This is a genomic window from Streptomyces sp. V3I7 (assembly GCF_030817495.1).
Classification (GTDB): domain Bacteria; phylum Actinomycetota; class Actinomycetes; order Streptomycetales; family Streptomycetaceae; genus Streptomyces.
The window spans coordinates 1,376,628-1,400,000 of record NZ_JAUSZK010000001.1; the positions used below are offsets into that span (position 1 = coordinate 1,376,628).

Sequence of the window (23,373 nt, forward strand, 5' to 3'; positions counted from 1 at the left end):
CCGGTCGTCATCAATGCGTACGACCGGGGCATGCCAGCAGCGTCCGGCGGTGATCAAGCCGCCCTGAAGGACGGCGTGGCTTGGGGGTGCGATGAGCAGGGCGAATCCGGCGGGGTCGGTACAGCTGAGCGTGCGGCTGGCTGACCAGGGCCTGGACGAAGATCTGGAGCGGATTCTCCCCGAGCACGGTCAGTGCCCTGTTCGTGGCTTTCGGTGTTGCGTGTCTGGCCGGGGTGAGCATCACCGGGGCGCTTCTGGACCGCTTCCCTCAGGCCGCGCTGACCACTGCCGTTGCCACGCAGGCGGTGGGCACGCTCGGTCTGTACGCGGCCGGCACCCATCCAGTGGCGGCAGTGGTGTTCCTGGTGCTGATGGGCAGTGCACTCGGGCCAGTGTTCATGACCACCCAGAACGCGATGCTGCACTGCGCACCGGGCCGCACGGACATGGCCCTCGCGGCGAACTCCGGCTTATACAACGCCGGTATCGCGGCGGGCGCCGCGCTCGGAGGACTGATTCTCCCGCTCGCCGACGTGCGGGGCACCTTCCTCGCCGGCGGGCTGCTGACCGTCGGGGCGTGCGTGGTGCTACTCGGCGAGCGGCTTGGTTTTGTTCACGAGTAGTGGTTCTGGCACAACTTCTGTGAAGCGACGCCGCGCGTGCTCGTCCGCACGGCTGGCCCACCCCCTGACGTGCCCGTTCTCCGCCGTCACCGGACTGATCCGCCGAGCAGCGACGGTTCACCACGGAAGTTGAGCCAGAACCCGAGTAGTGACGGCGTTTGTACACGGGTTTGGGAGTCAGGCAAGCCTCCCGAGCATCGCCTGGGACTCGATGAGGCCGTCGTCGCTCGGTGCCTGATGCTCGTCGAAGACACGCGCCGCCTGGCGGGCCCGGATCTCGAGATGCGCTTCGGCAGGCCTGGTGTAGCCGTAGCGGTCACGGGCCTCCGTGGGCGTCAGGACCACCGGGTTCACGGGCTCCAGACCCTGCCAGTGCGGCTCGACGATGGGCAGTGTCTTGGGTGCCACGATGCCGAGGTACCAGCGCATGAGCGGGACGTTCCTGGCGACGAAAGCCATGTTGAGGCGCATGGCGAAGGTCACCAGTACGTCGGTGAGGCGGGACTGGCGGATGTCGGCCAGCTTGCGCATGTGGCGCGGCAGCGTGGCGATGGTGGCCCGTCGGATCATCGCGTTGGCGATCGGGCGCATCAGTCCCGGGACGCCCTTGCGTGGCATGACCTCCTTCGCACCGTTGAGGAGGTGGTGCATCATCCGCTGGGTGGCCTCGCTCGCGGCGAGCTTGGGCCGCCACTTCTCAAAGTACGCGCGCACCTCCTCGCGGTTGCGGGGGACGGCGGCCGGGTCACAGGTCTGGAACTCGGCGGCGATCGCGCACTCGGCCCAGAACTGCTCCACCTCGGCGTCGCTGAGCTTTCCGGGGCCGAACGTCTCGTAGGTCTTGAGCACCGAGTGCCAGCCCGTGATGAGGATCCAGAGCTGGGAGTCCGGGTCGTTGGCGTCGTAGCGGTTGCCGCTGACCGGTTCGATGCCGATCGCCTTCGAGTGGATCTTGACCAGGACGTCGGCCATCTTCGAGATGGTCCGGCTGTCGGAGAACGCGACCGCGGCGAAGTACTGGACGGTGCGGGCGTAGCGCGTCGGGAGCCGGTCGTAGTTCGCGCCCGTGTTGTGGACCGCGGCGAGGAGGTTGGAGTCCAGCTCCTCGATCGTCGTTGCGCGGACGATGCCCATCAGCGGCGCTGTGGGATATCCCCAGACTTTTCGGGTGACGGAGCCCGGGGCGAAAAAGCCGTAGTCCTCGTGCGGCTTGATCGCTGTCGTCGACTTCTTCATGTGAGCCTCACAGCTTCATTGCGTAGGTGTCGGCGGTTGCTCGTGCTTCGGCCCAGACCCGGGCGGAGCGCTCGGCGTCGTAGGCGGGGCGGCGCAGGCAGGCCAGTGCGGTCTTCTGCTGGTCGGGGGTGACCGAAGGCTTGTTGCTCAGGGTGAGCGCGTGCCCGGAGACGTCGCGGACAAGGACCTCGAAGATGCTGTCCAGGATGTCGTCACCGGCACCGGTGATCGAGGCCTGCTGCAGGATGAGTTCGGCGTACGGGACCGCGGTGAAGATGTCGCCGACGACCAGCAGGAGGTCGAGGTCCCGCATCTGTGCCTTGCTGAGCGGTGTGGTGCCGAGGAACGCCTGGAACGCATCGACCTGCTCCAGGAAGATCTTCACGTTGGGCAGCCGGGCGAAGTCGGCGAAGGTTGCGCGCCAGTCGTGGAAGGACACCGCGTCGAGGCCCTGTGCCGGGCCCTGGTGGAACAGGAACGCGTCGTCGACAGCGTCCCGGCGACGCGGCGGGATCACCGGGCCCTGGTCGGTCGGGCTGAAGAGGTAGCTCACCAGGAACTTCAGGGCCAGCGCCATGTTGACGTGGACGGTGCCCTCCAGACGGGGCAGGCCCATCATCGAGGTCGCGCCCATCGGGAAGTACATGTCGTTCTCGAAGCCCTTGGCCGAGATCGCATCGGCCATCAGCTCGTAGCACTTGGCGGCCTGGCGGGTGACGTTCATCTTCTCGATGGCGTCGACGAGCAGGTAGCGGCGGTCCTCGGCGGTGCCGGAGCGCATGTAGTCGACGGCACGCTCGCTGTAGAGGTCCATGGCGGCGAGCCGCACCCAGGTCTCGAGGAACAGCGCGCGTACCTGGGCGAAGTCGGTGACCCTGGTGTCGAAGAGCACCCGGCCCTCGTCGTGGGTGATCGCCTCGTGCCAGCCGTGCTGGACGGCGCCGATGGCGCCGAAGCCGAGGTTGAACTTGCCGACGTTGACGGTGTTGATCGCGGCGTCGAAGGCCTCCGAGCCGAGGTGGAGGATGTCGTCCTCGCGGACGGGGTAGTCCTCCAGGTCGAAGGCCGCGACGTACATCTGGCCGTCGACCACGTTCCTGTGCAGCTTGTACGCCGGGTGCCGGCTGTCGACGACGAAGAAGACGTAGCCGTCCTGCGTCTTGGGGCCGGTGGGGAGGCCCTCGACGCGGCCGAAGACCGAGACCATGCCGGCCTGGTTGCCGTTGCCGATGTAGTACTTGCCGCCGTTGGCCCGGTATCCGCCGTTGCCGTCGGGAGTCAGCACCATGTCGGTGGTGTAGACGTCGGCGCCGTGGGCGCGCTCGGACAGGCCGAAGGCGAAGATCGCGCCGGAGTCGAGCAGGCCGGCCGCCTTGCGCTTGGCCGCCTCGTTCCCGCTCTGCCAGATCGGGCCGAGACCGAGGATGCTGACCTGCCAGACGTACCAGTACGCCATTCCGTAGAAGCCGAGGATCTGGCTGTACTTGGTCACCCGCGCGGTGTCCCACCGCTTGTCCGGGTCGCCGTCGGCCTGTGCGGCCGGGGTCAGCAGAGTGGCGAACACCCGCTCCCGCTTCACGAAGTCGAGGAAGTCGGCGTACCAGACGTGGCCGCGGTCCTGCTCTTTGAGTACCCGCTTCCCGCGGTCCTCGAAGAACTCGATCGTCGCCTCGAAGATGCGACGTGTCTCGGCGTCGAACTCGCCGAAGTCAGGCTGGTGCGGATTGAACAGCGGCATGGGCCTCTCTCGTCTCTAAGGCGGCCCGCGCAGATTACTTCGCCGGTGTAGGAATTTGCTACAGCCGTGCAGGAACTTTCTCGAGCGCCTAGGATCGGGCCATGACCTCCAGCACAACCACGCGGACCACGCGACAGCGCGCCCCCCACCTGGGACCTGAACGCCGACGCCCGCAGGCGCTCGACGCCGCGCTGGCGATCGCCGTCCGCGACGGGATCGGCGCGGTGACCGTGGGCTCGGTGGCCACCGAGATGGGCGTGACCCGGCCCGTGGTCTATGCCTGCTTCTCGGACCGGATCGAGATGGTCGAGGCACTCCTCGATCGCGAGACGTCATCCCTGCTCGACATGCTCGTCTCCGCCCTGCACAGCACGGGCGGAATCGAGGACTCCGAACTGGCCTTCGTCAGTGGTTTCAAAGCGCTACTCACAGCAGCGGCCGGCGCTCCCGACACCTGGCGCCTCGTCTTCGCGGGCGACCCCGACCCGTCTGTCGCCGAACGCTTCCGCGCCGCACGTGCGCACCTCCAGGCCGAGGCAACCCGGTGGATCGCACCGGCAATGGAGGCTTGGTGGCACACGGCCGACCTGAAGCGGAAGCTGCCAGTCCTCATCGAATTGTTCATGGGGGCCTGCGAGTCTGCGGTGCACTCCCTACTCGACGAGAGCAACACCTGGAGTCCTGAGGACCTCGGCACCTTCGTCGGCAAGGCCGTGCACCGGGCGTTCAAGGACGCCTGAGCAGGCGTGAGTCCAACACGGAGCTCGGCGACCAGGCCCGGCAGGCGGCAGCGCGCGGCCGCTCGGACGGCTGGAGCCAGCTCGCTGTATGCGAGCAGATTCGGAGCATCGAACGCCGCGAAGGTCGCCGCGGACGTACGGAACAATTTCATGTGAGGGATGCTCTGCCGATCCTGCTGCATGGAAGCGTAGGAACTCCCATCGTTGCAGGTCAGCGAGCACCTCTTGCGGTTTTCCCGTCCACAGGGCCTGGAGGGTGGCGTCCGTCTAGGCTGGAAGCCGACACGTGCCCCTGTCCGAAAGGGGGCTGCCATGGCTTCCTTCTCGAAGGCGGGCTCGGCACTCGCCGCGCTGCGCGAGGATCTGGCCGGTGACGTGTTCGCCCCCGGGGACCCCGGCTACGACGAGGCCCGCTCGGTGTTCAACGCCATGATCGACCGTCGGCCGGCGGTGATCGCGCAGTGCATCGACGAGGACGACGTGATCCGCGCGGTGCTCTTCGCCAGGGAGCTGGACCTGCCGATCGCGGTGCGCGGCGGCGGCCACAGCGTGGCGGGCATGGCCCTGGGCGACGGGGCGGTGGTGATCGACCTGCGCCGGATGCACCAGGTGACCGTCGATCCCGCCGCCGAGGCGGCACGGGTCCAGGGCGGCGCCACGATGAGCCATCTGGACCGCGCCGCCCAGCCGTTCGGCCTCGCGACCACCGGCGGCCGGGCCTCGACCACCGGGGTGGGCGGCTTCGTCCTGGGCGGCGGCACCGGCTGGCTGGACCGCGTCTTCGGGCTCGCCGTCGACAACCTGCTCGGCGTGGAGCTCGTCACCGCCGACGGCGAGCGGACGCACGCGAGCGCGGACGAGAATCCCGAGCTGTTCTGGGCCCTGCACGGCGGCGGCGGCAACTTCGGCGTCGCCACCGCGCTCACCCTGGGGCTGCACGAACTCCCGGAGTTCTCGATCGCCTTCCTGTTCTTCCTGCCCGAGCGGGGCCCGGCGGCCATCCGCGCCTTCCGCGAGCTGATCCGCACCGGCCCTGACGAGGTGAGCGGCGCCGCGCTGTACGTCACCGCGCCGCCCGAGGATTTCCTGCCCGAGCACCTGGTGGGCAAGCTGGTATGCGCCGTGCTGGTGACATACGCGGGCGGCGAGGGGGACCTGCGGGAGCTCGTCGAGCCGCTGCTGGCGCTGCCGCACGAGGCGGAGATCGTCGGCGCCATGCCGTACGCCGACGTGCAGTGCATGATCGACGCCCCGCCCGGTCTGCGGAACTACTGGTCGGCGGAGTTCCTGACCGGCCTGCCCGACGATCTCGTGGACGTCTTCGCGGCCGCCGCGGACACCATGCCCGTGCCGAGCAACTCGCAGCACCTGCTGTTCCCGCAGGGCGGGGCGATCGCCGCCGCTCCGGACGACTTCCCGGTGCCCTACCGGAACGCGCCGTGGGCCGCGCACCCCTTCGGGATCTGGGAGCACCCGGCCGACGACGAGCGGGCGAAGGCCTGGGTCCGGGAGGTCCGCGCCGGTGTACGTCCGTGGAGCACCGGCGCGGTCTACCTCAACTTCGTCGGCGACGAGGGCCCCGAGCGCGTGGTCGCCGGTCTGGGCGCCGGGAACACCCTGCGTCTGGCGAAGGTGAAGCGGCGCTACGACCCCGACAACGTGTTCCGCTTCAACCACAACATCCCGCCCGTGTAGCGCGGGACCGAAGATGCGTACCTGTCGTCGAGGGGGTTCACGCGGGTAGCGTCCGCCGCATGGACAGCCGTACGGACAGCGGGCCGAGCAGCGGGCTCCCGGAGAGCGGGCCGGACAGCGGGCCGGGCAGCGGGATCGGTACTCAGGGCGCCGGGATCACCGTGGCCAGGGCGCTCGAACTGCCCGGGCTGCGCAGCGGGCTCCCGGAGATCCTGGCCGGCGCCGACCGGCTGGGGCGCACCGTCCGCTGGGTGCACGCGGGCGAGGTGCCGAACATCGCCTCGCTGCTGAAGGGCGGCGAGCTGCTGCTGACCACCGGCTACGGTCTCGGCGCCCGCCCCGCCGAGCAGCGGGCGTTCGTGCGCACCCTCGCCGAACGCGGCATCGCCGCGTTGGTCGTCGAGCTCGGCCCGCGCTTCTCCCGGCTGCCCGCGGCCCTGGTGGACACCGCTCGCGCCGCCGGGCTCCCGCTGGTCCAGCTGCACCGCGAGGTGCCGTTCGTGACGGTCACCGAGGAGATCCACACCGAGATCGTCAACGGTCACTACGCCCTGCTCCAGCGGGCGGAGGAGGTGCACCGGCGCTGCACCGAGGCGCTGCTGGGCGGCGGCGGGGTGCCGCAGGTGCTGGGCATCCTGGCGGACTTCGGCGGCAACCCGGTGTTCCTGGAGACGGCGGACGGCCGGCTGCTGTACGCCGCCGGGCCGGGGCCCGAGGGCGCGGACCCCTTGCAGGTGTGGGAGGGGTTGCGCGGACCGCACAAGGACGCGCCGCCGCCCGCCGGTTCGGTACTGGTGGACGTGCCGGGCGGCGGGCCGGGCACCGCTCCGGTGCGGGCCCGGCTGGTGCTGCTGCCGGTGCGCGGAGCGCTGGCGCCGGTCCACCGGATCGCGGCCGAGCGGGCCGCGGGGATCCTGGCGGTCGTGCTGATGCAGGCCCGGCAGGAGGAGGAGCTGGCGGCGCGCGGCCGCGGCGACTTCCTCACCGATCTCGCCGAAGGGCGCGTCACGGCCGGCGACGCCCCCGCGCAGGCCCGGGTCCTCGGCTTCAGGCCGGGCGACAGCCCGCTGCTGCCCGTGGTCATGCGGATCGACGACGCCCCCTCCCCCGGCGCGGTCGGCAGCGGCGGCGGCTGGGCGGTGCTGGCCCGCGCGGTCGGCGAGGAACTGGCGGCGGTGGGGGTGCCGGTGCTGCTGGGGGTGCGTCCGGTCGAGGGCCGCGTCCCGGTCCTCGTGGGCCTGCGCGCGGAGGCGGAGCGGCGGGCGGTCGCGGACCGGGTCGCGGCGGCGCTGCGGGCCGGGGTGGAGCGGGCCGGAATGCACCGGCCCGGCGTCCGGCCGCCCGTCGTGGTGGTCGGGGTGGCCGGCGGCTGGGCGGCGGCGTCGGCGGGCCTGCGGCACGCGGCGGAGACGGCGAGCGCGGCGCAGGGCCTGGACGACCGCCCCTGGTACGACGCCCGCCGCCTGGACATCGACCTGCTGCTGTGGCGGCTGCGCGACCACCCGGACCTGGCGGCCTTCGTGGACCGCGCCATCGGCCCGCTGCGCGCGCACGACCAGCGCTCCCGGCCGCCGCTGCTGCCCACGCTGGAGACGTACCTGGCGCACGCGGGCCGCAAGGCCGAGACCGCGCGCGAGCTGCATCTCAACCGCCAGACGCTCTACAACCGCCTCGCCCGCATCGGGGAGTTGCTGGGCACCGACCTCGACGACCCGCAGACCGTCCTGGCGTTGAGTCTGGCCCTGCGGGCACGCCGGCACGTCGCCTAGCCGCGCGTTCAGGGCAGCGGCAGGGGCTGGGTCAACTCGTCATACACGCTCAGGACTTGGGCGACGGTCTGGTCTTCCGTCGGCCAACTGGCCGCTTGTCGCGCGCCCTTCTCCTTGAGCAGCCGGCACCGCTCGGGGTCGTCGAGCAGTCGCATGACGGCGTCGGCGAATGCCTCCGGGTCGCCGTACGGGACGAGTTCGGCCGCGTCGCCCACGAGGTCGGGGATGCCGCCGACGGCGGTGGCGACGAGCGGCACGCGCGCGTGCAGTGCCTCCTGGGCGAGGACGGAGCGGGACTCCCACCGGCTCGGCAGTAGCGCGAGATCGGCCGCCGCGAGCAGGTCCGTCACGTCGTCGCGGCGCCCGAGGAGCCGGACGGGCAGTTCCTCGTCCTCGATCCGCCGTTGCAGCGCCGCACGCAGCGGGCCCTCTCCGGCGATGACGAGCAGGGGTGCGGGATCGAGCCGGCGCCAGGCGCGGGCCGCGTCGAGCAGGAGGCCGTAGCCGCGGCACCGGTCGAGGGAGCCGACGGCGAGGAGCAACGGGCGGTCGGTGGCCCCGAGTTCGGCCCGGAGCTTGGGGCTCAGCCGGTCGGGGTCGTCCGGGTCGTGGCCGGCGGGCGGCCGCGCGACGGGCAGGCCGACCCCGGCGAGCCGGGCGTCGCGCGCGCCGATCCCGCGGGCGCGGTCCACCAGGTCCGCGCTCGTGCCGAACACCACCGTGGCGGCCTTCGCGACGCGCCGCTCCAGCAGGCGCAGCAGGTGCGCGCGGGCCCCCTCGGCGCGGGCCCGGTTGTGCCAGGTGACGACGAGCGGGGTGCTGCGGCCGCTGAGCGCGAGCACGGCGCGGAAGGAGGCGTGCAGGCCGTGCGCGTGCACCAGGTCGGCGTCCGCGCAGACCGCCCGCAGTACGGCCACGGACGCCGGGTCGCTGCTGCGCGGCACGTGGACGTGGGCGGCTCCGACTCCCGTGAAGTCGTAGGCGCGGTCGGCCTCGCCGGGGGCGCACACGGTGACCCGCACGCCCCGCGCGACGAGCCCGGCGGCCAGGGAGCGTACGTGCGCACAGCTTCCGGCGTTGCCTCCGCCCACCACCTGCACGGTGCGCAAGGGCGACTGACCGTGCGGTGCGTTGCTGCTCAGGGGGCTCACGCGGCCGGGGCTCCTGGTTTCGGGGTCGGGCGGTCACGAAGAAACGTACAGAAGGTATCGGGCCCGGATACGCACCGCGCGCGCTTTCCGCACGGACCGCCTTCCCCCTCAAGGATGCCAGGGCGCAAGGGCGTTGCGAGCATCGCGGGTGGGCGCCACGCGCGGCGGCCGAAGGCAATGCGCCGGAGCGCGTCACCCACACGGGTGGTTCAAAGACCGCTCCGGGCGAACGGCGCCGAGGTGGAGGACAGCACGGAACCCGCCGACGATCCGGCCGACCTGCGCCGTCGCACGGACACCGACCGGGCCCGACGACGCGACGAACCGACGCCCCAGACGTACGCCCCCCCGAAGCGCCCAGGTCGCGCCGCGCACGCTCGCGTACGCCGCTCGGCACCGCGCCTCGATGCGACGGTGCGCCCGCCCCGGCGCACGGGCCGGTCCGCCTGCGCCCCGCCCGGTCGAGCCCGCGGCAGCCGCCCCCTACCCGACCGCTACCCGTCCGCTCTCGCCGCGGCGAGCAGTTCCTCCGCGTGAGCCCGTGCCGTCTCCGAGTCCTCCTGGCCGGCCAGCATCCGCGACAGCTCACGCACCCGGTCCTCGCCCTCCAGCACCTTGACGCCGGAGCGGGTGACCGAGCCGTCGTCGGTCTTCTCGACGAGCAGCTGCCGGTCGGCGAAGGCGGCGACCTGGGGCAGATGGGTCACGACGACGACCTGCGCGGTCTTCGCGAGCCGCGCGAGGCGCCGCCCGATCTCGACCGCGGCCTTGCCGCCGACACCGGCGTCGACCTCGTCGAAGAGGTACGTCGGCACCGGGTCCGTACCCGCGAACACGACCTCCACGGCCAGCATCACGCGCGACAGCTCACCGCCGGAGGCCCCCTTGGCGATCGGCCGCGGCGGAGCACCCGGGTGCGGGGCGAGCAGCAGCTCGACCTCGTCGGCGCCGGCCGGGCCGTACGCCACGGTCCGCCCGCCGACCTCGACGCCCTCGGGGTCCTCGGTCTGCCGGATGTCGAAGGACACGCGCGCGTGAGGCATCGCCAGCGAGGCCAGCTCGGCGGTCACGGCGGCCGCGAACCGCTCGGCGGCCTCGGTGCGGGCGTCCGTCAACGCCTGTGCGAGGACTCCCAGTTCGCCGCGGAGCGCGTCGCGTTCGGCGGTCAGCTCGCCGATCCGCTCGTCGTCGCCGTCGAGTTCGGTCAGCCGGGCCGCGCCCTGCTCGGCCCAGGCGAGTACGGCGTCGATGTCCTGGCCGTACTTGCGGGTGAGCGCGGTGAGGGCGGCGCGCCGCTCCTCCACGGCCGCCAGCCGCAGCGGGTCGGCGTCCAGGTCGTCGGCGTACCCGGCCAGTTCGCCCGCCACGTCGCCGAGCAGGATGCCGATCTCGCCGATCCGGTCGGCGAGCGCGGCCAGGGCCGGGTCGTGGGAGCGGACGGCCTCCAGGGCGCGGTGGGCGCCCGCGACGAGGGTCGCGGCATCGATGCCCTCGGGGTCCTCGGGGTTGCCCGCGAGCGCGGCGTGCGCGGCGGTCGCGGCGGACGACAGCGACTCGGCGTGCCCGAGCCGCTCCGCCTCCTCGGCGAGCTCCGCGTCCTCACCGGCGCTCGGCTCGACCCCGGCGATCTCGTCGAGGCCGTAGCGCAGCATGTCGGCCTCCTGGGCCCGCTCACGCGCGCGCGTGACGATCTCGTCCAGTTCGGCGGACAGGGCGCGCAGCCGGCGGTAGGCCTCGGTGTACTTCGCGAGCGGTACGGCGACCGCGTCGCCCGCGTACCGGTCGAGCGCCTGCCGCTGCCGGCCGAGCTTCAGCAGGCCCTGCTGGTCGGTCTGCCCGTGCACGGCCACCAGTTCGTCGGCCAGCTCGGCGAGCAGTCCCACCGGGACGCTGCGGCCGCCCAGGTGCGCCCGCGAGCGCCCCTCGGCGGAGACGGTACGGCTGATCAGCAGCGCCCCGTCGTCGAGGTCGGCCCCGGCCTCCTCCGCTCGTACGACGACGGACCCGCCCCCGGGTACGGCGACGCGCCCCTCGACCACCGCCTTGTCCGCGCCGATCCGCACGAGCGCCGGATCCGCGCGCCCGCCCAGCAGCAGCCCCAGGCTGGTGACCACCATGGTCTTGCCCGCACCCGTCTCACCGGTGACGGCGGTGAATCCTGGTGACAGCTCGACAACGGCATCGTCGATGACCCCGAGCGACCGTATCCGCATCTCCTCCAACACGGAACAGACCATACGAGGTCCAGGGCGGGGAACGCACATGGCCCGCCTTTGTCACCCCGGCGAGTGGTCCCGCCTACAGCCGGTCAGTGAGGCGCCCCACGCCATCCGGACACCGGAAGCGCGAACTTCGCGACCAGCCGGTCGGTGAACGAGGCGTGGTGCAGCCGGGCGAGGCGCACCGGCACGGCCCCTCGCCGCACCTCCACCCGCGCCCCGGGCGGCAGCTCGACCGTCCGCCGCCCGTCGCACCACAGCACGCCCGGCGGGATGTGCGGCAGCACCTCCACGGCGAGCACCGAATCCGGCGATGTCACCAGCGGCTTCGCGAACAGCGCGTGGGCGCTGATCGGCACCATCAGCAGGGCCTCCACCTCGGGCCAGACCACGGGCCCGCCCGCGGAGAAGGCGTACGCCGTGGAGCCGGTCGGCGTGGACAGCACGATGCCGTCGCAGCCGAAGCCCGTCACCGGCCGCCCGTCGATTTCCAGCACCACCTCCAGGAGCTTCTCGGCGCCGGCCTTCTGCACCGCCGCCTCGTTCAGCGCCCAGTCGGTGTGCACGATGTCGCCGTTGCTGTGCACGACGACGTCGACGGTCATCCGCTCCTCGACCTCGTACGCCTTGTTGACCACCCGGTCGACGACCTTGTCGAGGTCGTCCCGCTCGGCCTCCGCGAGGAACCCGACGCGGCCCAGGTTGACGCCGAGCATCGGCACCCCGGAGGCGCGGGCGAACTCGGCGCCGCGCAGCAGCGTGCCGTCACCGCCCAGGACGATCAGCAGCTCGCAGCCGTCGAGGCACTCGGGAGTCGCCTCCTTGACGAGCTCGACCTCGTCGGGCAGCGGCAGATCGCGGGCCTCCTCCTCCAGCACGCGTACCCCGATACCGGACCGCAGCAGCCCTTTGACCACCAGCTCGGCGCTGCGTACCGCCGCCGGCCGCCCGGTGTGGGCGAGCAGGAAGACGGTACGAGCTGGGTTCTGTGCTGGATTCTGTGTCAACGCGGCCCCTCCGCCACTGCGCGGTCAACATCGGCCGGGTCCAGTTCCGGCGCACCGGCCCGCAGCCACAGGAAGTATTCGACATTGCCCGAAGGTCCGGGCAACGGACTGGCCGTCACGCCCTTCACTCCGAGGCCGAGTTCCCAGGCCCTCTGGGCCACCCCCCGCACGGCCTCGGCCCGCAGCTGCGGGCTGCGTACGACGCCGCCGCTGCCGAGCCGTTCCTTGCCCACCTCGAACTGCGGCTTGACCATCATCACCAGATCCGCGTCCGGCTGTACACAGCGCGCGAGCGCCGGCAGCACGAGCCCGAGCGGGATGAAGGACAGGTCGCCCACGACGAGGTCCACCGGTTCCCCGTCGATCGCGTCGAGCGTCAGCTCGCGTACGTTCGTACGGTCCTTGACGGTGACGCGTTCATCGCTCTGCAGCGACCAGGCCAGCTGGCCGTAGCCGACGTCCACGGCGACCACGTGCGCGGCGCCCGCGCGCAGCAGGACGTCGGTGAAGCCACCGGTCGAGGCGCCGGCGTCCAGTGCCCGGCGCCCCTCGACGACGAGCCCCTGCGGCACGAAGGCCGCGAGGGCGCCCGCGAGCTTGTGGCCGCCGCGGGAGACGTAGTCGGGATCGCTCTCGTCGGTCTGGACCACGATCGCGGCGGCCGTCTCCACCTGGGTGGCGGCCTTGGTCGCGACGGTCTTGCCGACGGAGACCCGCCCTGCGGCGATCAGCTGGCCGGCGTGTTCGCGCGAGCGCGCCAGCTTCCGGCGGACCAGCTCCGCGTCCAGACGACGGCGTGCGACTCCTGCCACGTTCGGTTCAGCTCCTGCTTTCGTACGGCAATGGGAAGGTGTGACCCGAAGGGTCTCATTGAGGGGTGGTGGTCGGGCGACGGGTGGGAACCGGAGGTCCCGGGCGGGCGTCGAGCGCGGTGAGCGCGTCGCGCAGCCCCCGGTGAACATCCTCGTACACCTCGAGGTGTCCGTCGGCCCCGAGGTGGTCGGCGTCGGCCAGCCGCTCCAGGCGGGCGTCGACGCCGGGGTCACCGGTGGGGGTGCGCGGGACGTTCAGCGGAGCGTGCGCGGCGGGCTCGTCCTGCGGGATTCCCGGCTCCGGCACTGTGTCGCTCATGCCCAGACGCTACCCCGAAGTGCTGCGGTACCGTCAGCGCGATGGCCACGATCGAGGAGTGCCGCACCGCACTGGAGAAACTCTCGGACAACATGCAGGGCGCCGAGGGCGACGTCCGCACGGCCGCCGCCCTGGATCGCACGGTGAGCTGTCACATCACCGACCTCGACGTCAGCTTCGCCGGACATCTCACCGGCGGCCGGATCGAGGTGCGCGAGACCTATACCGGGCCGCCCCGCGAGCGGGCGCAGATCCGGCTCGCCATGGCGGGCGACGACCTGGTGGCCCTGGTCGGGGGCGGCCTGCACTTCGCGAAGGCCTGGGGCTCGGGCCGGGTGCGGCTGGAGGCCTCGCTGTTCGACCTGTTCCGGCTCAGGAAACTGCTGTAGCCGTCCGTGCCTTGCGGGCGGCCGGCACCACCAGGGGCGTGCCCGTCTCGGGGTCGTCGATGACCTGGCAGCGCAGCCCGAAGACCTCCTCGACCAGGTCGGCGGTGACGATGTCGGCAGGGGCGCCCTCGGCGACGACCCGGCCGCCGCGCAGGGCGATGAGGTGGGTGGCGTACCGGGCGGCGTGGTTGAGGTCGTGCAGGACGGCGACCAGGGTGCGGCCGTGCTCCTCGTGCAGCTCGGCGCACAGGTCGAGGACGTCGATCTGGTGCTGGATGTCCAGATAGGTGGTCGGCTCGTCGAGCAGCAGCAGCGGGGTCTGCTGGGCGAGCGCCATCGCGATCCACACCCGCTGGCGCTGGCCGCCGGACAGCTCGTCGACGTACCGGTCGGCGAGCTCGGCGACGCCGGTGCGGGCCATGGATTCCTGGACGATCCGCTCGTCCTCGGGGGACCACTGGCGCAGGATGCCCTGGTGCGGGTAGCGGCCGCGGCCCACCAGGTCGCCGACGGTGATCCCGTCGGGGGCGACCGCCGACTGCGGCAGCAGGCCGAGGGTGCGCGCGACCTTCTTGGCGGGCATCGACTGGATGACCTGCCCGTCGAGCAGGACCTGGCCCTGGCTCGGCCTGAGCATCCGTGACAGCGCCCGCAGGAGCGTCGACTTGCCGCACGCGTTCGGGCCGACGATCACCGTGAAGGAGTGGTCGGGTATCTCCACCGACAGCTGCTCGGCGATGACGCGCTGGTCGTAGGCGAGGGTGACGTTGTCGGCCGACAGGCGGTTCACGGTGCTCCTCTTGCTGTCTGACACGGGGGTGGCGCTCATATCCGGCCCGCCTTGCGCTCGGTGACCAGGAGCCACAGCAGGTAGACGCCGCCGAGGACTCCGGTGACCACGCCGACGGGCAGCTGGTCGGCGCCGAAGGCGCGCTGGGAGGCCCAGTCGGCGGTGACCAGCAGGGCGGCGCCCATGCAGAGGGAGGCGACCAGGTTGGGGCCGGGTGAGCAGGTCAGCCGCCGGGCGAGCTGCGGCGCGGTGAGCGCCACGAAGCTGACGGGTCCTGCGGCGGCGGTCGCGGTCGCGGTGAGCAGGACGGCCGCGACCATCAGCAGCAGCCGTACGCGCTCGACGCGCACTCCGAGGGCGTACGCGACGTCGTCGCCCATCTCCAGCATCCGCAGCCCGCGGGCCTGGCCGAGAACGAGCGGGACGAGCACGGCGCACAGGGCGAGCAGGGGCCAGACCTGGCTCCAGTCCCGGCCGTTGAGGGAGCCGGTCATCCACACGACCGCACGGGCCGCGTCGACGAGGTCGGCCTTGGTGAGCAGATAGCCGTTGATCGCCGTGACGACGGCGGAGACGCCTATGCCGACGAGGACCAGCCGGTACCCGTGCACGCCGCGCTTCCAGGCGAGCAGGTAGATGGCGAGCCCGGTGGCCAGGCCGCCGACGAGCGCGCCGGCGGTGACCTCGGCGGCGGAGCCGGACAGCAGCACGATCACGACGAGCGCGCCGGCCGTCGAGCCCTGCGCGAGGCCGAGCACGTCCGGGCTGCCCAGCGGGTTACGGGAGACGGCCTGGAACAGCGCGCCGCCGAGGCCGAGCGAGGCGCCGACGAGCAGGCCGACCAGGACGCGCGGCAGCCGGAGCTCGTTCACGATGAAGTTCTGGAAGGGCGTTCCGTCCCCGGCCAGCGCCCTGAGGACGTCGGCGGCCGGGATCTTGGCGTCGCCGGTGCCGATCAGCGCGACGCTCGCGACGCACGCGGCGACCAGCAGCAGGGCGACGACGGTCAGCGTGCGCACGTCCAGCCGGACGGCGAGGCCGCCGGGGCCGCGCAGGGCGCGGACGGCGGGCGCGGGGCGGCTCTTCGCGAGGCGGCTCATCCGGGGAGTCTTCACAGCTGGGCCGTCCTCCGTCGCCGTACGAGATAGATGAAGAGCGGGCCGCCGATGACCGCGGTGACGATGCCGACCTGGAGCTCGGCGGGCCGGGCGACGATCCGGCCGACGACGTCGGCGCCGAGCAGCAGCACGGGTGCCAGGATCGTCGCGTAGGGCAGGATCCAGCGCAGGTCGGGTCCGGTGAAGGAGCGCACGACGTGCGGGACCATCAGGCCGACGAACATGATCGGGCCGCAGGCCGCGGTGGCGGCGCCGCACAGCAGGGTCGCGGCGAGCATGGCCAGTGCCCGGGTGCGGCCGAGGTGGGCGCCGAGGGCGCGGGCGGTGTCGTCGCCCATCGCCACGGCGTTCAGCGGGCGGGCGAGCAGGAGGGCGAGGACGGTGCCGATCGCGAGGAACGGCAGCACCTGCGTGATCGTCGCGTCGGTCGCCGAGGAGAGCGAACCGACCGTCCAGAAGCGCATCTTGCCGAGCGCCGCGTCGTCCGTGATCATCACGGCCTGGAGATAGCCGTAGAGCGCGGCGCTGATCGCCGTACCGGCGAGCGCGAGCCGGACCGGGGTGGCGCCGCGGCCGCCGCCGAGGAACCAGACCAGTGCGCCGACGATGGCCGCGCCGGCGAACGCGAACCAGACGTAGCCGCTCAGCGACGTGACGCCGAAGAAGGTGAGGGCGGTGACGACCGCGGCGGAGGCGCCCGCGTTGATGCCGAGCAGGCCGGGGTCGGCCAGCGGGTTGCGGGTGAGCGCCTGGAGCACCGCGCCGGACAGGCCGAGCGCGGCGCCGACGAGCAGCCCGAGGAGGGTGCGCGAGAGCCGCTCGTCGACGACGACGTCGCCGTACGCCCCCGAGGCGTGGAACAGGCCGTGCCAGACCTGTGCCGACGACAGCTCTTTCGCTCCGATCGCGATGCTCGCCAGGGCGACGAGCACCAGGATCGCGACGGCGACGAGCAGCCCGAAGGCCCGTATCGCCCGGCGGCTCGGGGGCGCGGCGGTGATGTCCGCGCGCTGTTCGGGAGGACTGTCGACCAACACGGGGTTAGGTTAGCCTACCCTCGCATCTGATCTCGATACGGAGTCCCACAGTCCGTAACCGCTCACAGCCCGAGACCCGTCTACAGCCCGAGCCGCGCGAGCGCCTTGCCTCCGTCCAGCTCGCAGACGCCGTCACCGGCCGCCGTCCAGGCCGCCGCGCACAGGGCGCGCAGCCCGTCCAGGGCCTCGCCGTCGCCGGACAGCTCCAGCTCGCCTGCCCCGGCCGCCGCCGTCCACCCGCCACAACGGAAACCGTCATCCGTCCGGGTGATCTCCGGCTGGCCGGTGAGCAGCCCGCGCAGATCGGCGTCGACGTACGTCGGACGGTGCTGCGGCGGGGCGGCGAGCAGCTGTGCGCCGTCGGTCACACCCGTCAGGACGAGCAGCGAATCGACACCGCCGTTGAACGCGCCCTCGATGTCCGTGTCCAGCCGGTCCCCGATCACCAGGGGCCGCTCGGCACCCGTCCGCAGGATCGTCTCGCGGTGCATGGGGGGCAGCGGCTTGCCCGCCACCTGCGGCTCGGCGCCGGTCGCGATCCGCACGACCTGCACCGCCGCGCCGTTGCCCGGCGCGATCCCGCGTCCGCTGGGGATCGTCAGATCGTTGTTGGACGCGAACCAGGGCACCCCGCGCTGGATCGCGAAGCTCGCCTCGGCGAACCGGCCCCAGGCCAGGTCGGGCCCGCCGTAACCCTGCACGACCGCCGCCGGGTCGTCGTCCGCCGACTCCACCGGCTCCAGCCCGCGCTCGCGCAGCGCGACCCGCAGCCCCTCGCCGCCGATCACCAGCACGCGTGCGCCCGCCGGCACCTGCTCGCTGATCAGCCGCGCGACCGCCTGCGCGGACGTGATGACGTCACCGGCCTCCGTCGGTATCCCCAGCTCGGTCAGATGCCCGGCCACGGTGTCCGGCGTGCGCAGCGCGTTGTTGGTGACGTAGGCCAGGTGCATCCCGCCCGCGCGGGCCGCGGCCAGCGAGTCGACCGCGTGGTCGATCGCGTCACCGCCCGCGTACACCACCCCGTCCAGATCGAGCAGCGCCGTGTCGTACACCTCGCTCAGGGGCTGCCCACTGCCTTCGGGCACGGTCCTGACGACGCCCTGACTCATTCCGCATCGCTCCTCGTTTCGACGGCTTTTCCCCGATCATGCCGTACGCCACCGACACACGTACGATGCCGGGATGAACACTGCAGGTCACTCGGAAGCGGCGGTGCCGGACTACACGGGAGCGGCGGCGTCGTCCCGGGGTCTGGAACTCGCGCCGTTCCGGGGCCTCCGTTACGACCCCGACCGGGTCGGCAGTCTGGCCGCCGTGACGTCACCGCCGTACGACGTCGTCGTACGCCCCGACGGCCTGCACCACCTCCAGTCGGCGGATCCCTACAACATCGTCCGGCTGATCCTTCCCGAGGCCGGCACCCCGAGCGCCCGCAACGAGCAGGCGGCCGACACTCTGCGCCGCTGGCTCGCCGAGGGCGTGCTGGCCGCCGACCCCGAGCCGCGCCTGTACGTGTACGAGCAGCGCGACGGCAACGGCATGCTCCAGCGCGGCGTCATCGGCGCCCTGCGCGTCTCGGACCCCTCGGAGGGCGTCGTCCTGCCGCACGAGGACGTCATGCCCCCGGTCGTCGCCGACCGCGCGGCCCTGATGCGCGCCACGTCCGCGAACCTGGAGCCGCTGCTCCTCACCTACCACGGCAACGGCACCACCGCCGAGGTCATCGAACGCACCGCCGCCGGGCCCCCGCTGATCGACACCACCACCGAGGACGGCTTCCACCATCGCCTCTGGTCGATCACGGACCCGGTCGACATGATGGACGTCCAGACGGACCTGTTCCACCGCCAGGCCCTGATCGCCGACGGCCACCACCGCTGGGCGACGTATCTGCGGCTGTGCGCGGAGCACCCCTCCCCCAGCCCCTGGGACTACGGCCTGGTCCTCCTCGTCGACACGCTCCGCTACCCGCTGCGCGTCCGCGCCATCCACCGCCTTCTGCACGCCCTGCCGGTCGCGGACGCGCTGGCCGCCGTGGAGGGCCTGTTCCGGGTACGCCGCCTGGAGACGTCCCTCGCCGAGGCCATGCGGGCGCTGGCCGACGCGGTCTGTGCGGGCAACGCGTTCCTGCTCGCGGGGGACGGCGCCTTCCACCTGATCGACCGCCCGGACGCGGACCTCCTGGCCCGCACGGTCCCCGCCGACCACCCGGCCGCCTGGCGCACCCTGGACGCGACCGTCCTGCACGCCACGCTCCTGGACCACGTCTGGCGCATCCCCGAGGACTCGCCCGCCCACATCGCCTACATCCATGACACGGCCGCCACAGTGGCCAAGGCGGAACGCGACGGAGGTACGGCGGTGCTGATGCACCCGGTCCGCGAGGAGGTCGTCCGCGAACTGGCCCGCCAGGGCGTGAAGATGCCCCGCAAGTCGACGTCGTTCGGCCCGAAGCCGGCGTCGGGACTGGTGCTGCGCGCGCTGGAGTTCTGACCACACCCCGGACATGCGAAAGGGCGGGCCCCCGAGGGAGTCCCGCCCTTTGTCATCGGCCGATGTCAGATCCTGTCGTCGCCCTGGTCACGGACCTCGTCGCGGTCTTCGTCGCGCGCCTTGTCGACGTCCTGGCCGGCGCCCTGGCCGGCGTCGTCCTGGCCGGCCTCGGCGGCGTCGTCCGCCGCGGGGGCGGCCTCGGCCTCGTCCACCACCAGGGCGTCCATGAACTCGACACCGTCCAGCTCGGCCAGCCGGTCGGAGGCGTCCGTGCTGCCGTCGCGGTCGGCCTCGACGGCCTTGGCGAACCACTCACGGGCCTCGGTCTCACGACCGGCGGCGAGCAGCGCGTCCGCGTACGCGTAGCGCAGGCGCGCGGTCCACGGCTGCACGGAGTTGGAGGCCAGCTCGGGGCTCTGCAGCGTCACGATGGCCGCGTCCAGCTGCCCCATGTCACGCCGAGCACCGGCCGCGACGAGCCGCATCTCGACCTGACCGGCCTTGTCGAGCTTGTGCGTCTCGGGGGCGCCGGCCATGTCGAGCGCCTTCTCCGGCCGCCCCAGCCCACGCTCGCAGTCGGCCATCACGGGCCACAGCTCCGTGTTGCCGGTCATGCGCCGCGCGGCCCGGAACTCGGCCAGCGCCTCGGAGTACTTCTGGTTCGCGTACGCGGCGAACCCGGCGGCCTCCCGTACGGCGGCGACGCGCGACGCCAGACGCAGGGCCACCTTGGAGTAGCCGTACGCACCCTCGGGGTCCTCGTCGATGAGCCGGGCGACCATCACCAGGTTCTTGGCGACGTCCTCCGCGAGCCCCTTGGGCAGGCTCTGCAGCTCCTGTCGTACGTCCTTGTCGATCTCGTCGCCCGTGACGTCCTCCGGGATCGGCAGCCGCTTGATCGGCTCCCGGTCGCGGTCACGGTCCCGGTCGTCACGCCGACCGTAGCCGCCGCCACCGCCGCGCCGGTCGTCGCGGCCGCGGTAGCCGCCACGGTCGTCACGGCGGTCATCGCGACGGCCGTAGCTGCCACCGCGGTCACCGCGGTCGTCGCGACGGGGGCCACGACCCCGGTCGTCCCGCCCGCGGAAGCCACCGCGGTCGCCGCGGTCGCCGCCCCGGCTGTCCTCGCGGCCGCCACGGTAGCCACCACGGTCATCACGGCGGTCACCGCGGAAATCACCGCGGTCATCGCGTCGGTCGTCCCGACGGTCGTCACGGCGGAAGTCGGGGCGCTCGCCACCCCGGCGGTCATCGCGGCGGAAGTCGGGGCGCTCGCCACCCCGGCGGTCGTCACGGCGGTCATCGCGGCGGAAGTCGGGGCGCTCGCCGCCCCGGCGGTCGTCACGCCTGTCGTCACGCCGGAAGTCGCCCCGGTCGTCGCGCCCACGGTAGCCGCCACGGTCATCACGGCGGTCGCCGCGGTAGTCACCTCGGCTGTCGTCACGGCGGAAACCGCCGCGATCGGCACGCTCGCCACGCTCACCGCGGTCGTCACGACGGTCATCGCGACGGAAACCGCGATCGCGGTCATCGCCGCGGCGGTCGTCACGCCTGTCGTCACGCCGGAAGTCGCCCCGGTCGTCACGGCCGCGGTAGCCGCCACGGTCGCCACCGCGGTCTCCACCACGGTCATCACGGCGGCCATAGCTGCCACGGTCACCGCGGTCGTCGTCGCGACGGAAGCTGCGGCGGTCGTCGTCACGACGCTCGCCGCGGGAGTCACGGTCGTCCCGGCGGTAGGGGGGCCGGTCCCCGTCACGGCGGAAGCCGCGGTCCCGGTCGTCGTCGCGACGGGGGCCACGGTCACCGCGGTCGTCACGGCCGCGGTAGCCACCGCCGGCGCGATCGTCGCGACGGCCGTAACCGCCGCGGTCGCCACCGCGGTCTCCACCACGGTCGTCACGGCGGCCGTAGCCGCCACCACGGTCACCGCGGTCGTCGCGACGGGGAGCACTACCCCGGTCGTCCCGCCCGCGGAAGCCACCGCGGTCACCACTGTCCCGTCGCCGCTGGTCGCGCTCTGATCGATCGTCGGGAGAGTTGGTGGACATCGGTCACTCCTGTCTTCGGTACCGCAAGTCATTCTCGCGCAGCCGGGTACCCAGCGCGCTCCGAGCGGTGCTTGATTCAAAAAAACAAAAGGACCCCTGGTCCCAGCGTGAACGCTGGGACCAGGGGTCCTCCAAAGATTGTTCGGCGGCGTCCTACTCTCCCACAGGGTCCCCCCTGCAGTACCATCGGCGCTTTGAGGCTTAGCTTCCGGGTTCGGAATGTAACCGGGCGTTTCCCTCACGCTATGACCACCGAAACCCTAATGGTTTCGAGCGAACAAGCACACTTTTTACTTGTGAGTTCAGCTCTGAACCGGCAACTGTTCGTTGCCTCAGAACTTACACAGTGGACGCGAGCAACTGAGGACAAGCCCTCGGCCTATTAGTACCAGTCAACTCCACCCGTTACCGGGCTTCCATATCTGGCCTATCAACCCAGTCGTCTACTGGGAGCCTTACCCTCTCAAGGAGGTGGGAATACTCATCTCGAAGCAGGCTTCCCGCTTAGATGCTTTCAGCGGTTATCCCTCCCGAACGTAGCCAACCAGCCATGCCCTTGGCAGGACAACTGGCACACCAGAGGTTCGTCCGTCCCGGTCCTCTCGTACTAGGGACAGCCCTTCTCAATATTCCTACGCGCACAGCGGATAGGGACCGAACTGTCTCACGACGTTCTAAACCCAGCTCGCGTACCGCTTTAATGGGCGAACAGCCCAACCCTTGGGACCGACTCCAGCCCCAGGATGCGACGAGCCGACATCGAGGTGCCAAACCATCCCGTCGATATGGACTCTTGGGGAAGATCAGCCTGTTATCCCCGGGGTACCTTTTATCCGTTGAGCGACGGCGCTTCCACAAGCCACCGCCGGATCACTAGTCCCGACTTTCGTCCCTGCTCGACCCGTCGGTCTCACAGTCAAGCTCCCTTGTGCACTTACACTCAACACCTGATTACCAACCAGGCTGAGGGAACCTTTGGGCGCCTCCGTTACTCTTTAGGAGGCAACCGCCCCAGTTAAACTACCCATCAGACACTGTCCCTGATCCGGATCACGGACCCAGGTTAGACATCCAGCACGACCAGACTGGTATTTCAACGACGACTCCCACGACACTGGCGTGCCGTGCTCAAAGTCTCCCAGCTATCCTACACAAGCCGAACCGAACACCAATATCAAACTGTAGTAAAGGTCCCGGGGTCTTTCCGTCCTGCTGCGCGAAACGAGCATCTTTACTCGTAGTGCAATTTCACCGGGCCTATGGTTGAGACAGTCGAGAAGTCGTTACGCCATTCGTGCAGGTCGGAACTTACCCGACAAGGAATTTCGCTACCTTAGGATGGTTATAGTTACCACCGCCGTTTACTGGCGCTTAAGTTCTCAGCTTCGCACGCCCGAAAGCGCACTAACCGGTCCCCTTAACGTTCCAGCACCGGGCAGGCGTCAGTCCGTATACATCGCCTTACGGCTTCGCACGGACCTGTGTTTTTAGTAAACAGTCGCTTCTCGCTGGTCTCTGCGGCCACCCCCAGCTCGAGCAGCAAGTGCTCTCACCAGTGATGGCCCCCCTTCTCCCGAAGTTACGGGGGCATTTTGCCGAGTTCCTTAACCATAGTTCACCCGAACGCCTCGGTATTCTCTACCTGACCACCTGAGTCGGTTTAGGGTACGGGCCGCCATGAAACTCGCTAGAGGCTTTTCTCGACAGCATAGGATCATCCACTTCGCCACAATCGGCTCGGCATCAGGTCTCAGACTCATGGTGTGCGGATTTGCCTACACACCGTCCTACACCCTTACCCCGGGACTACCATCGCCCGGGCTGGACTACCTTCCTGCGTCACCCCATCACTCACCTACTAACCGCTTGGGCCGGCGGCTCCACCACTTTCCTTTCCCCGAAGGGTCCGGAACGGCTTCACGGCCTTAGCATCACGATGCTCGATGTTTGACGCTTCACAGCGGGTACCGGAATATCAACCGGTTATCCATCGACTACGCCTGTCGGCCTCGCCTTAGGTCCCGACTTACCCTGGGCAGATCAGCTTGACCCAGGAACCCTTAGTCAATCGGCGCACACGTTTCTCACGTGTGTATCGCTACTCATGCCTGCATTCTCACTCGTGAACCGTCCACAACTCGCTTCCGCGGCTGCTTCACCCGGCACACGACGCTCCCCTACCC

Annotated in this window: 17 protein-coding genes, 2 rRNA genes and 1 pseudogene (1 of these 20 cut by a window edge); 6 read left to right on the top strand and 14 right to left on the bottom strand. The window is 71.1% G+C overall.

Annotated elements, in window-relative coordinates; all coding sequences use genetic code 11:
- Window positions 1–167: 167 nt before the first annotated feature.
- Window positions 168–623 (top strand): annotated as a pseudogene (locus QFZ74_RS06575) (MFS transporter); the annotation flags it as partial.
- 177 nt (window positions 624–800) lie between these two features.
- Here QFZ74_RS06575 and QFZ74_RS06580 read toward each other — a convergent pair.
- Together QFZ74_RS06580 and QFZ74_RS06585 are read right to left on the bottom strand one after the other, a co-directional pair.
- Window positions 801–1,859 carry an oxygenase MpaB family protein gene (locus QFZ74_RS06580; protein WP_307619834.1) on the bottom strand — a complete coding sequence of 353 codons (1,059 nt, stop codon included), beginning with the start codon at window positions 1,857–1,859 and terminating at the stop codon, window positions 801–803.
- Window positions 1,860–1,866: 7 nt separating this feature from the next.
- Complete coding sequence (locus QFZ74_RS06585; protein ID WP_307619835.1) at window positions 1,867–3,597, bottom strand: acyl-CoA dehydrogenase family protein; 1,731 nt, start codon at window positions 3,595–3,597, stop codon at window positions 1,867–1,869.
- 101 nt (window positions 3,598–3,698) lie between these two features.
- Between QFZ74_RS06585 and QFZ74_RS06590 the strand changes: the two genes are divergently transcribed.
- The 3 genes from QFZ74_RS06590 to QFZ74_RS06600 all read left to right on the top strand — a co-directional run bounded on the left by QFZ74_RS06590 (window position 3,699) and on the right by QFZ74_RS06600 (window position 7,801).
- Window positions 3,699–4,337, top strand: coding sequence for a TetR/AcrR family transcriptional regulator (locus QFZ74_RS06590; protein ID WP_307619836.1), 639 nt, complete (start codon window positions 3,699–3,701; stop codon window positions 4,335–4,337).
- Window positions 4,338–4,649: 312 nt separating this feature from the next.
- Window positions 4,650–6,032 carry an FAD-binding oxidoreductase gene (locus tag QFZ74_RS06595; protein WP_307619837.1) on the top strand — a complete coding sequence of 461 codons (1,383 nt, stop codon included), beginning with the start codon at window positions 4,650–4,652 and terminating at the stop codon, window positions 6,030–6,032.
- Window positions 6,033–6,091: 59 nt separating this feature from the next.
- On the top strand, window positions 6,092–7,801 hold the full coding sequence (locus tag QFZ74_RS06600; protein WP_307619838.1) for a PucR family transcriptional regulator: 1,710 nt from the start codon (window positions 6,092–6,094) through the stop codon (window positions 7,799–7,801).
- 8 nt (window positions 7,802–7,809) lie between these two features.
- Here QFZ74_RS06600 and QFZ74_RS06605 read toward each other — a convergent pair whose 3' ends face one another.
- The 5 genes from QFZ74_RS06605 to QFZ74_RS06625 all read right to left on the bottom strand — a co-directional run bounded on the left by QFZ74_RS06605 (window position 7,810) and on the right by QFZ74_RS06625 (window position 13,309).
- Window positions 7,810–8,952 (bottom strand): glycosyltransferase family 4 protein, encoded by a 1,143-nt coding sequence (locus tag QFZ74_RS06605; RefSeq protein ID WP_307619839.1) that lies wholly within the window; start codon window positions 8,950–8,952, stop codon window positions 7,810–7,812.
- A gap of 494 nt (window positions 8,953–9,446) precedes the next feature.
- Entirely contained in the window at window positions 9,447–11,189 is a 1,743-nt protein-coding gene (gene recN, locus QFZ74_RS06610; protein ID WP_307619840.1) for a DNA repair protein RecN, read from the bottom strand.
- A gap of 71 nt (window positions 11,190–11,260) precedes the next feature.
- Window positions 11,261–12,178, bottom strand: coding sequence for an NAD kinase (locus tag QFZ74_RS06615; RefSeq protein ID WP_307619841.1), 918 nt, complete (start codon window positions 12,176–12,178; stop codon window positions 11,261–11,263).
- Window positions 12,175–12,990, bottom strand: coding sequence for a TlyA family RNA methyltransferase (locus tag QFZ74_RS06620; protein ID WP_307619842.1), 816 nt, complete (start codon window positions 12,988–12,990; stop codon window positions 12,175–12,177). Before QFZ74_RS06620 ends, QFZ74_RS06615 begins: the two co-directional genes overlap by 4 nt.
- A 55-nt stretch (window positions 12,991–13,045) precedes the next feature.
- Entirely contained in the window at window positions 13,046–13,309 is a 264-nt protein-coding gene (locus tag QFZ74_RS06625) for a hypothetical protein (RefSeq protein ID WP_307619843.1), read from the bottom strand.
- A gap of 41 nt (window positions 13,310–13,350) precedes the next feature.
- Here QFZ74_RS06625 and QFZ74_RS06630 point away from each other — a divergent pair, with 41 nt between their 5' ends.
- Window positions 13,351–13,698, top strand: a complete 348-nt coding sequence (locus tag QFZ74_RS06630; RefSeq protein ID WP_307619844.1) for a sterol-binding protein — start codon at window positions 13,351–13,353, stop codon at window positions 13,696–13,698.
- Here the strand turns inward: QFZ74_RS06630 and QFZ74_RS06635 are convergent.
- The 4 genes from QFZ74_RS06635 to QFZ74_RS06650 form a co-directional block, all read right to left on the bottom strand.
- Entirely contained in the window at window positions 13,682–14,527 is an 846-nt protein-coding gene (locus QFZ74_RS06635; protein WP_307619845.1) for an ABC transporter ATP-binding protein, read from the bottom strand. The two genes, QFZ74_RS06630 and QFZ74_RS06635, sit on opposite strands and share 17 nt — an antisense overlap.
- Complete coding sequence (locus tag QFZ74_RS06640; RefSeq protein ID WP_307619846.1) at window positions 14,524–15,588, bottom strand: iron chelate uptake ABC transporter family permease subunit; 1,065 nt, start codon at window positions 15,586–15,588, stop codon at window positions 14,524–14,526. The genes QFZ74_RS06635 and QFZ74_RS06640 overlap by 4 nt, the downstream gene beginning before the upstream one ends.
- Before the next feature lie 11 nt (window positions 15,589–15,599).
- Window positions 15,600–16,643, bottom strand: coding sequence for an iron ABC transporter permease (locus QFZ74_RS06645; RefSeq protein ID WP_307619847.1), 1,044 nt, complete (start codon window positions 16,641–16,643; stop codon window positions 15,600–15,602).
- A gap of 80 nt (window positions 16,644–16,723) precedes the next feature.
- Window positions 16,724–17,755, bottom strand: coding sequence for an HAD hydrolase-like protein (locus tag QFZ74_RS06650; protein ID WP_307619848.1), 1,032 nt, complete (start codon window positions 17,753–17,755; stop codon window positions 16,724–16,726).
- 73 nt (window positions 17,756–17,828) lie between these two features.
- On the opposite strand from QFZ74_RS06650, the gene QFZ74_RS06655 reads away from it, so the two are divergent.
- Entirely contained in the window at window positions 17,829–19,139 is a 1,311-nt protein-coding gene (locus QFZ74_RS06655; protein WP_307619849.1) for a DUF1015 domain-containing protein, read from the top strand.
- A 65-nt stretch (window positions 19,140–19,204) separates the two neighbouring features.
- Here the strand turns inward: QFZ74_RS06655 and QFZ74_RS06660 are convergent, their stop codons facing one another.
- From QFZ74_RS06660 to QFZ74_RS06670, 3 genes are all read right to left on the bottom strand, one after another.
- Complete coding sequence (locus QFZ74_RS06660; RefSeq protein ID WP_307624060.1) at window positions 19,205–20,029, bottom strand: tetratricopeptide repeat protein; 825 nt, start codon at window positions 20,027–20,029, stop codon at window positions 19,205–19,207.
- Window positions 20,030–21,330: 1,301 nt separating this feature from the next.
- Window positions 21,331–21,447 (bottom strand): 5S ribosomal RNA (rrf, locus tag QFZ74_RS06665).
- A gap of 105 nt (window positions 21,448–21,552) precedes the next feature.
- Window positions 21,553–23,373 (bottom strand): 23S ribosomal RNA (locus QFZ74_RS06670); it runs 1,298 nt beyond the window's last position.

Bases quoted from the DNA above. Each gene is read 5' to 3' on its own strand.
- QFZ74_RS06580 (WP_307619834.1), bottom strand. From the start codon at position 1,859: ATGAAGAAGTCGACGACAGCGATCAAGCCGCACGAGGACTACGGCTTT.
- QFZ74_RS06585 (WP_307619835.1), bottom strand. From the start codon at position 3,597: ATGCCGCTGTTCAATCCGCACCAGCCTGACTTCGGCGAGTTCGACGCC.
- QFZ74_RS06590 (WP_307619836.1), top strand. From the start codon at position 3,699: ATGACCTCCAGCACAACCACGCGGACCACGCGACAGCGCGCCCCCCAC.
- QFZ74_RS06595 (WP_307619837.1), top strand. From the start codon at position 4,650: ATGGCTTCCTTCTCGAAGGCGGGCTCGGCACTCGCCGCGCTGCGCGAG.
- QFZ74_RS06600 (WP_307619838.1), top strand. From the start codon at position 6,092: ATGGACAGCCGTACGGACAGCGGGCCGAGCAGCGGGCTCCCGGAGAGC.
- recN (WP_307619840.1), bottom strand. From the start codon at position 11,189: ATGGTCTGTTCCGTGTTGGAGGAGATGCGGATACGGTCGCTCGGGGTC.
- QFZ74_RS06625 (WP_307619843.1), bottom strand. From the start codon at position 13,309: ATGAGCGACACAGTGCCGGAGCCGGGAATCCCGCAGGACGAGCCCGCC.
- QFZ74_RS06630 (WP_307619844.1), top strand. From the start codon at position 13,351: ATGGCCACGATCGAGGAGTGCCGCACCGCACTGGAGAAACTCTCGGAC.
- QFZ74_RS06635 (WP_307619845.1), bottom strand. From the start codon at position 14,527: ATGAGCGCCACCCCCGTGTCAGACAGCAAGAGGAGCACCGTGAACCGC.
- QFZ74_RS06640 (WP_307619846.1), bottom strand. From the start codon at position 15,588: ATGAGCCGCCTCGCGAAGAGCCGCCCCGCGCCCGCCGTCCGCGCCCTG.
- QFZ74_RS06650 (WP_307619848.1), bottom strand. From the start codon at position 17,755: ATGAGTCAGGGCGTCGTCAGGACCGTGCCCGAAGGCAGTGGGCAGCCC.
- QFZ74_RS06655 (WP_307619849.1), top strand. From the start codon at position 17,829: ATGAACACTGCAGGTCACTCGGAAGCGGCGGTGCCGGACTACACGGGA.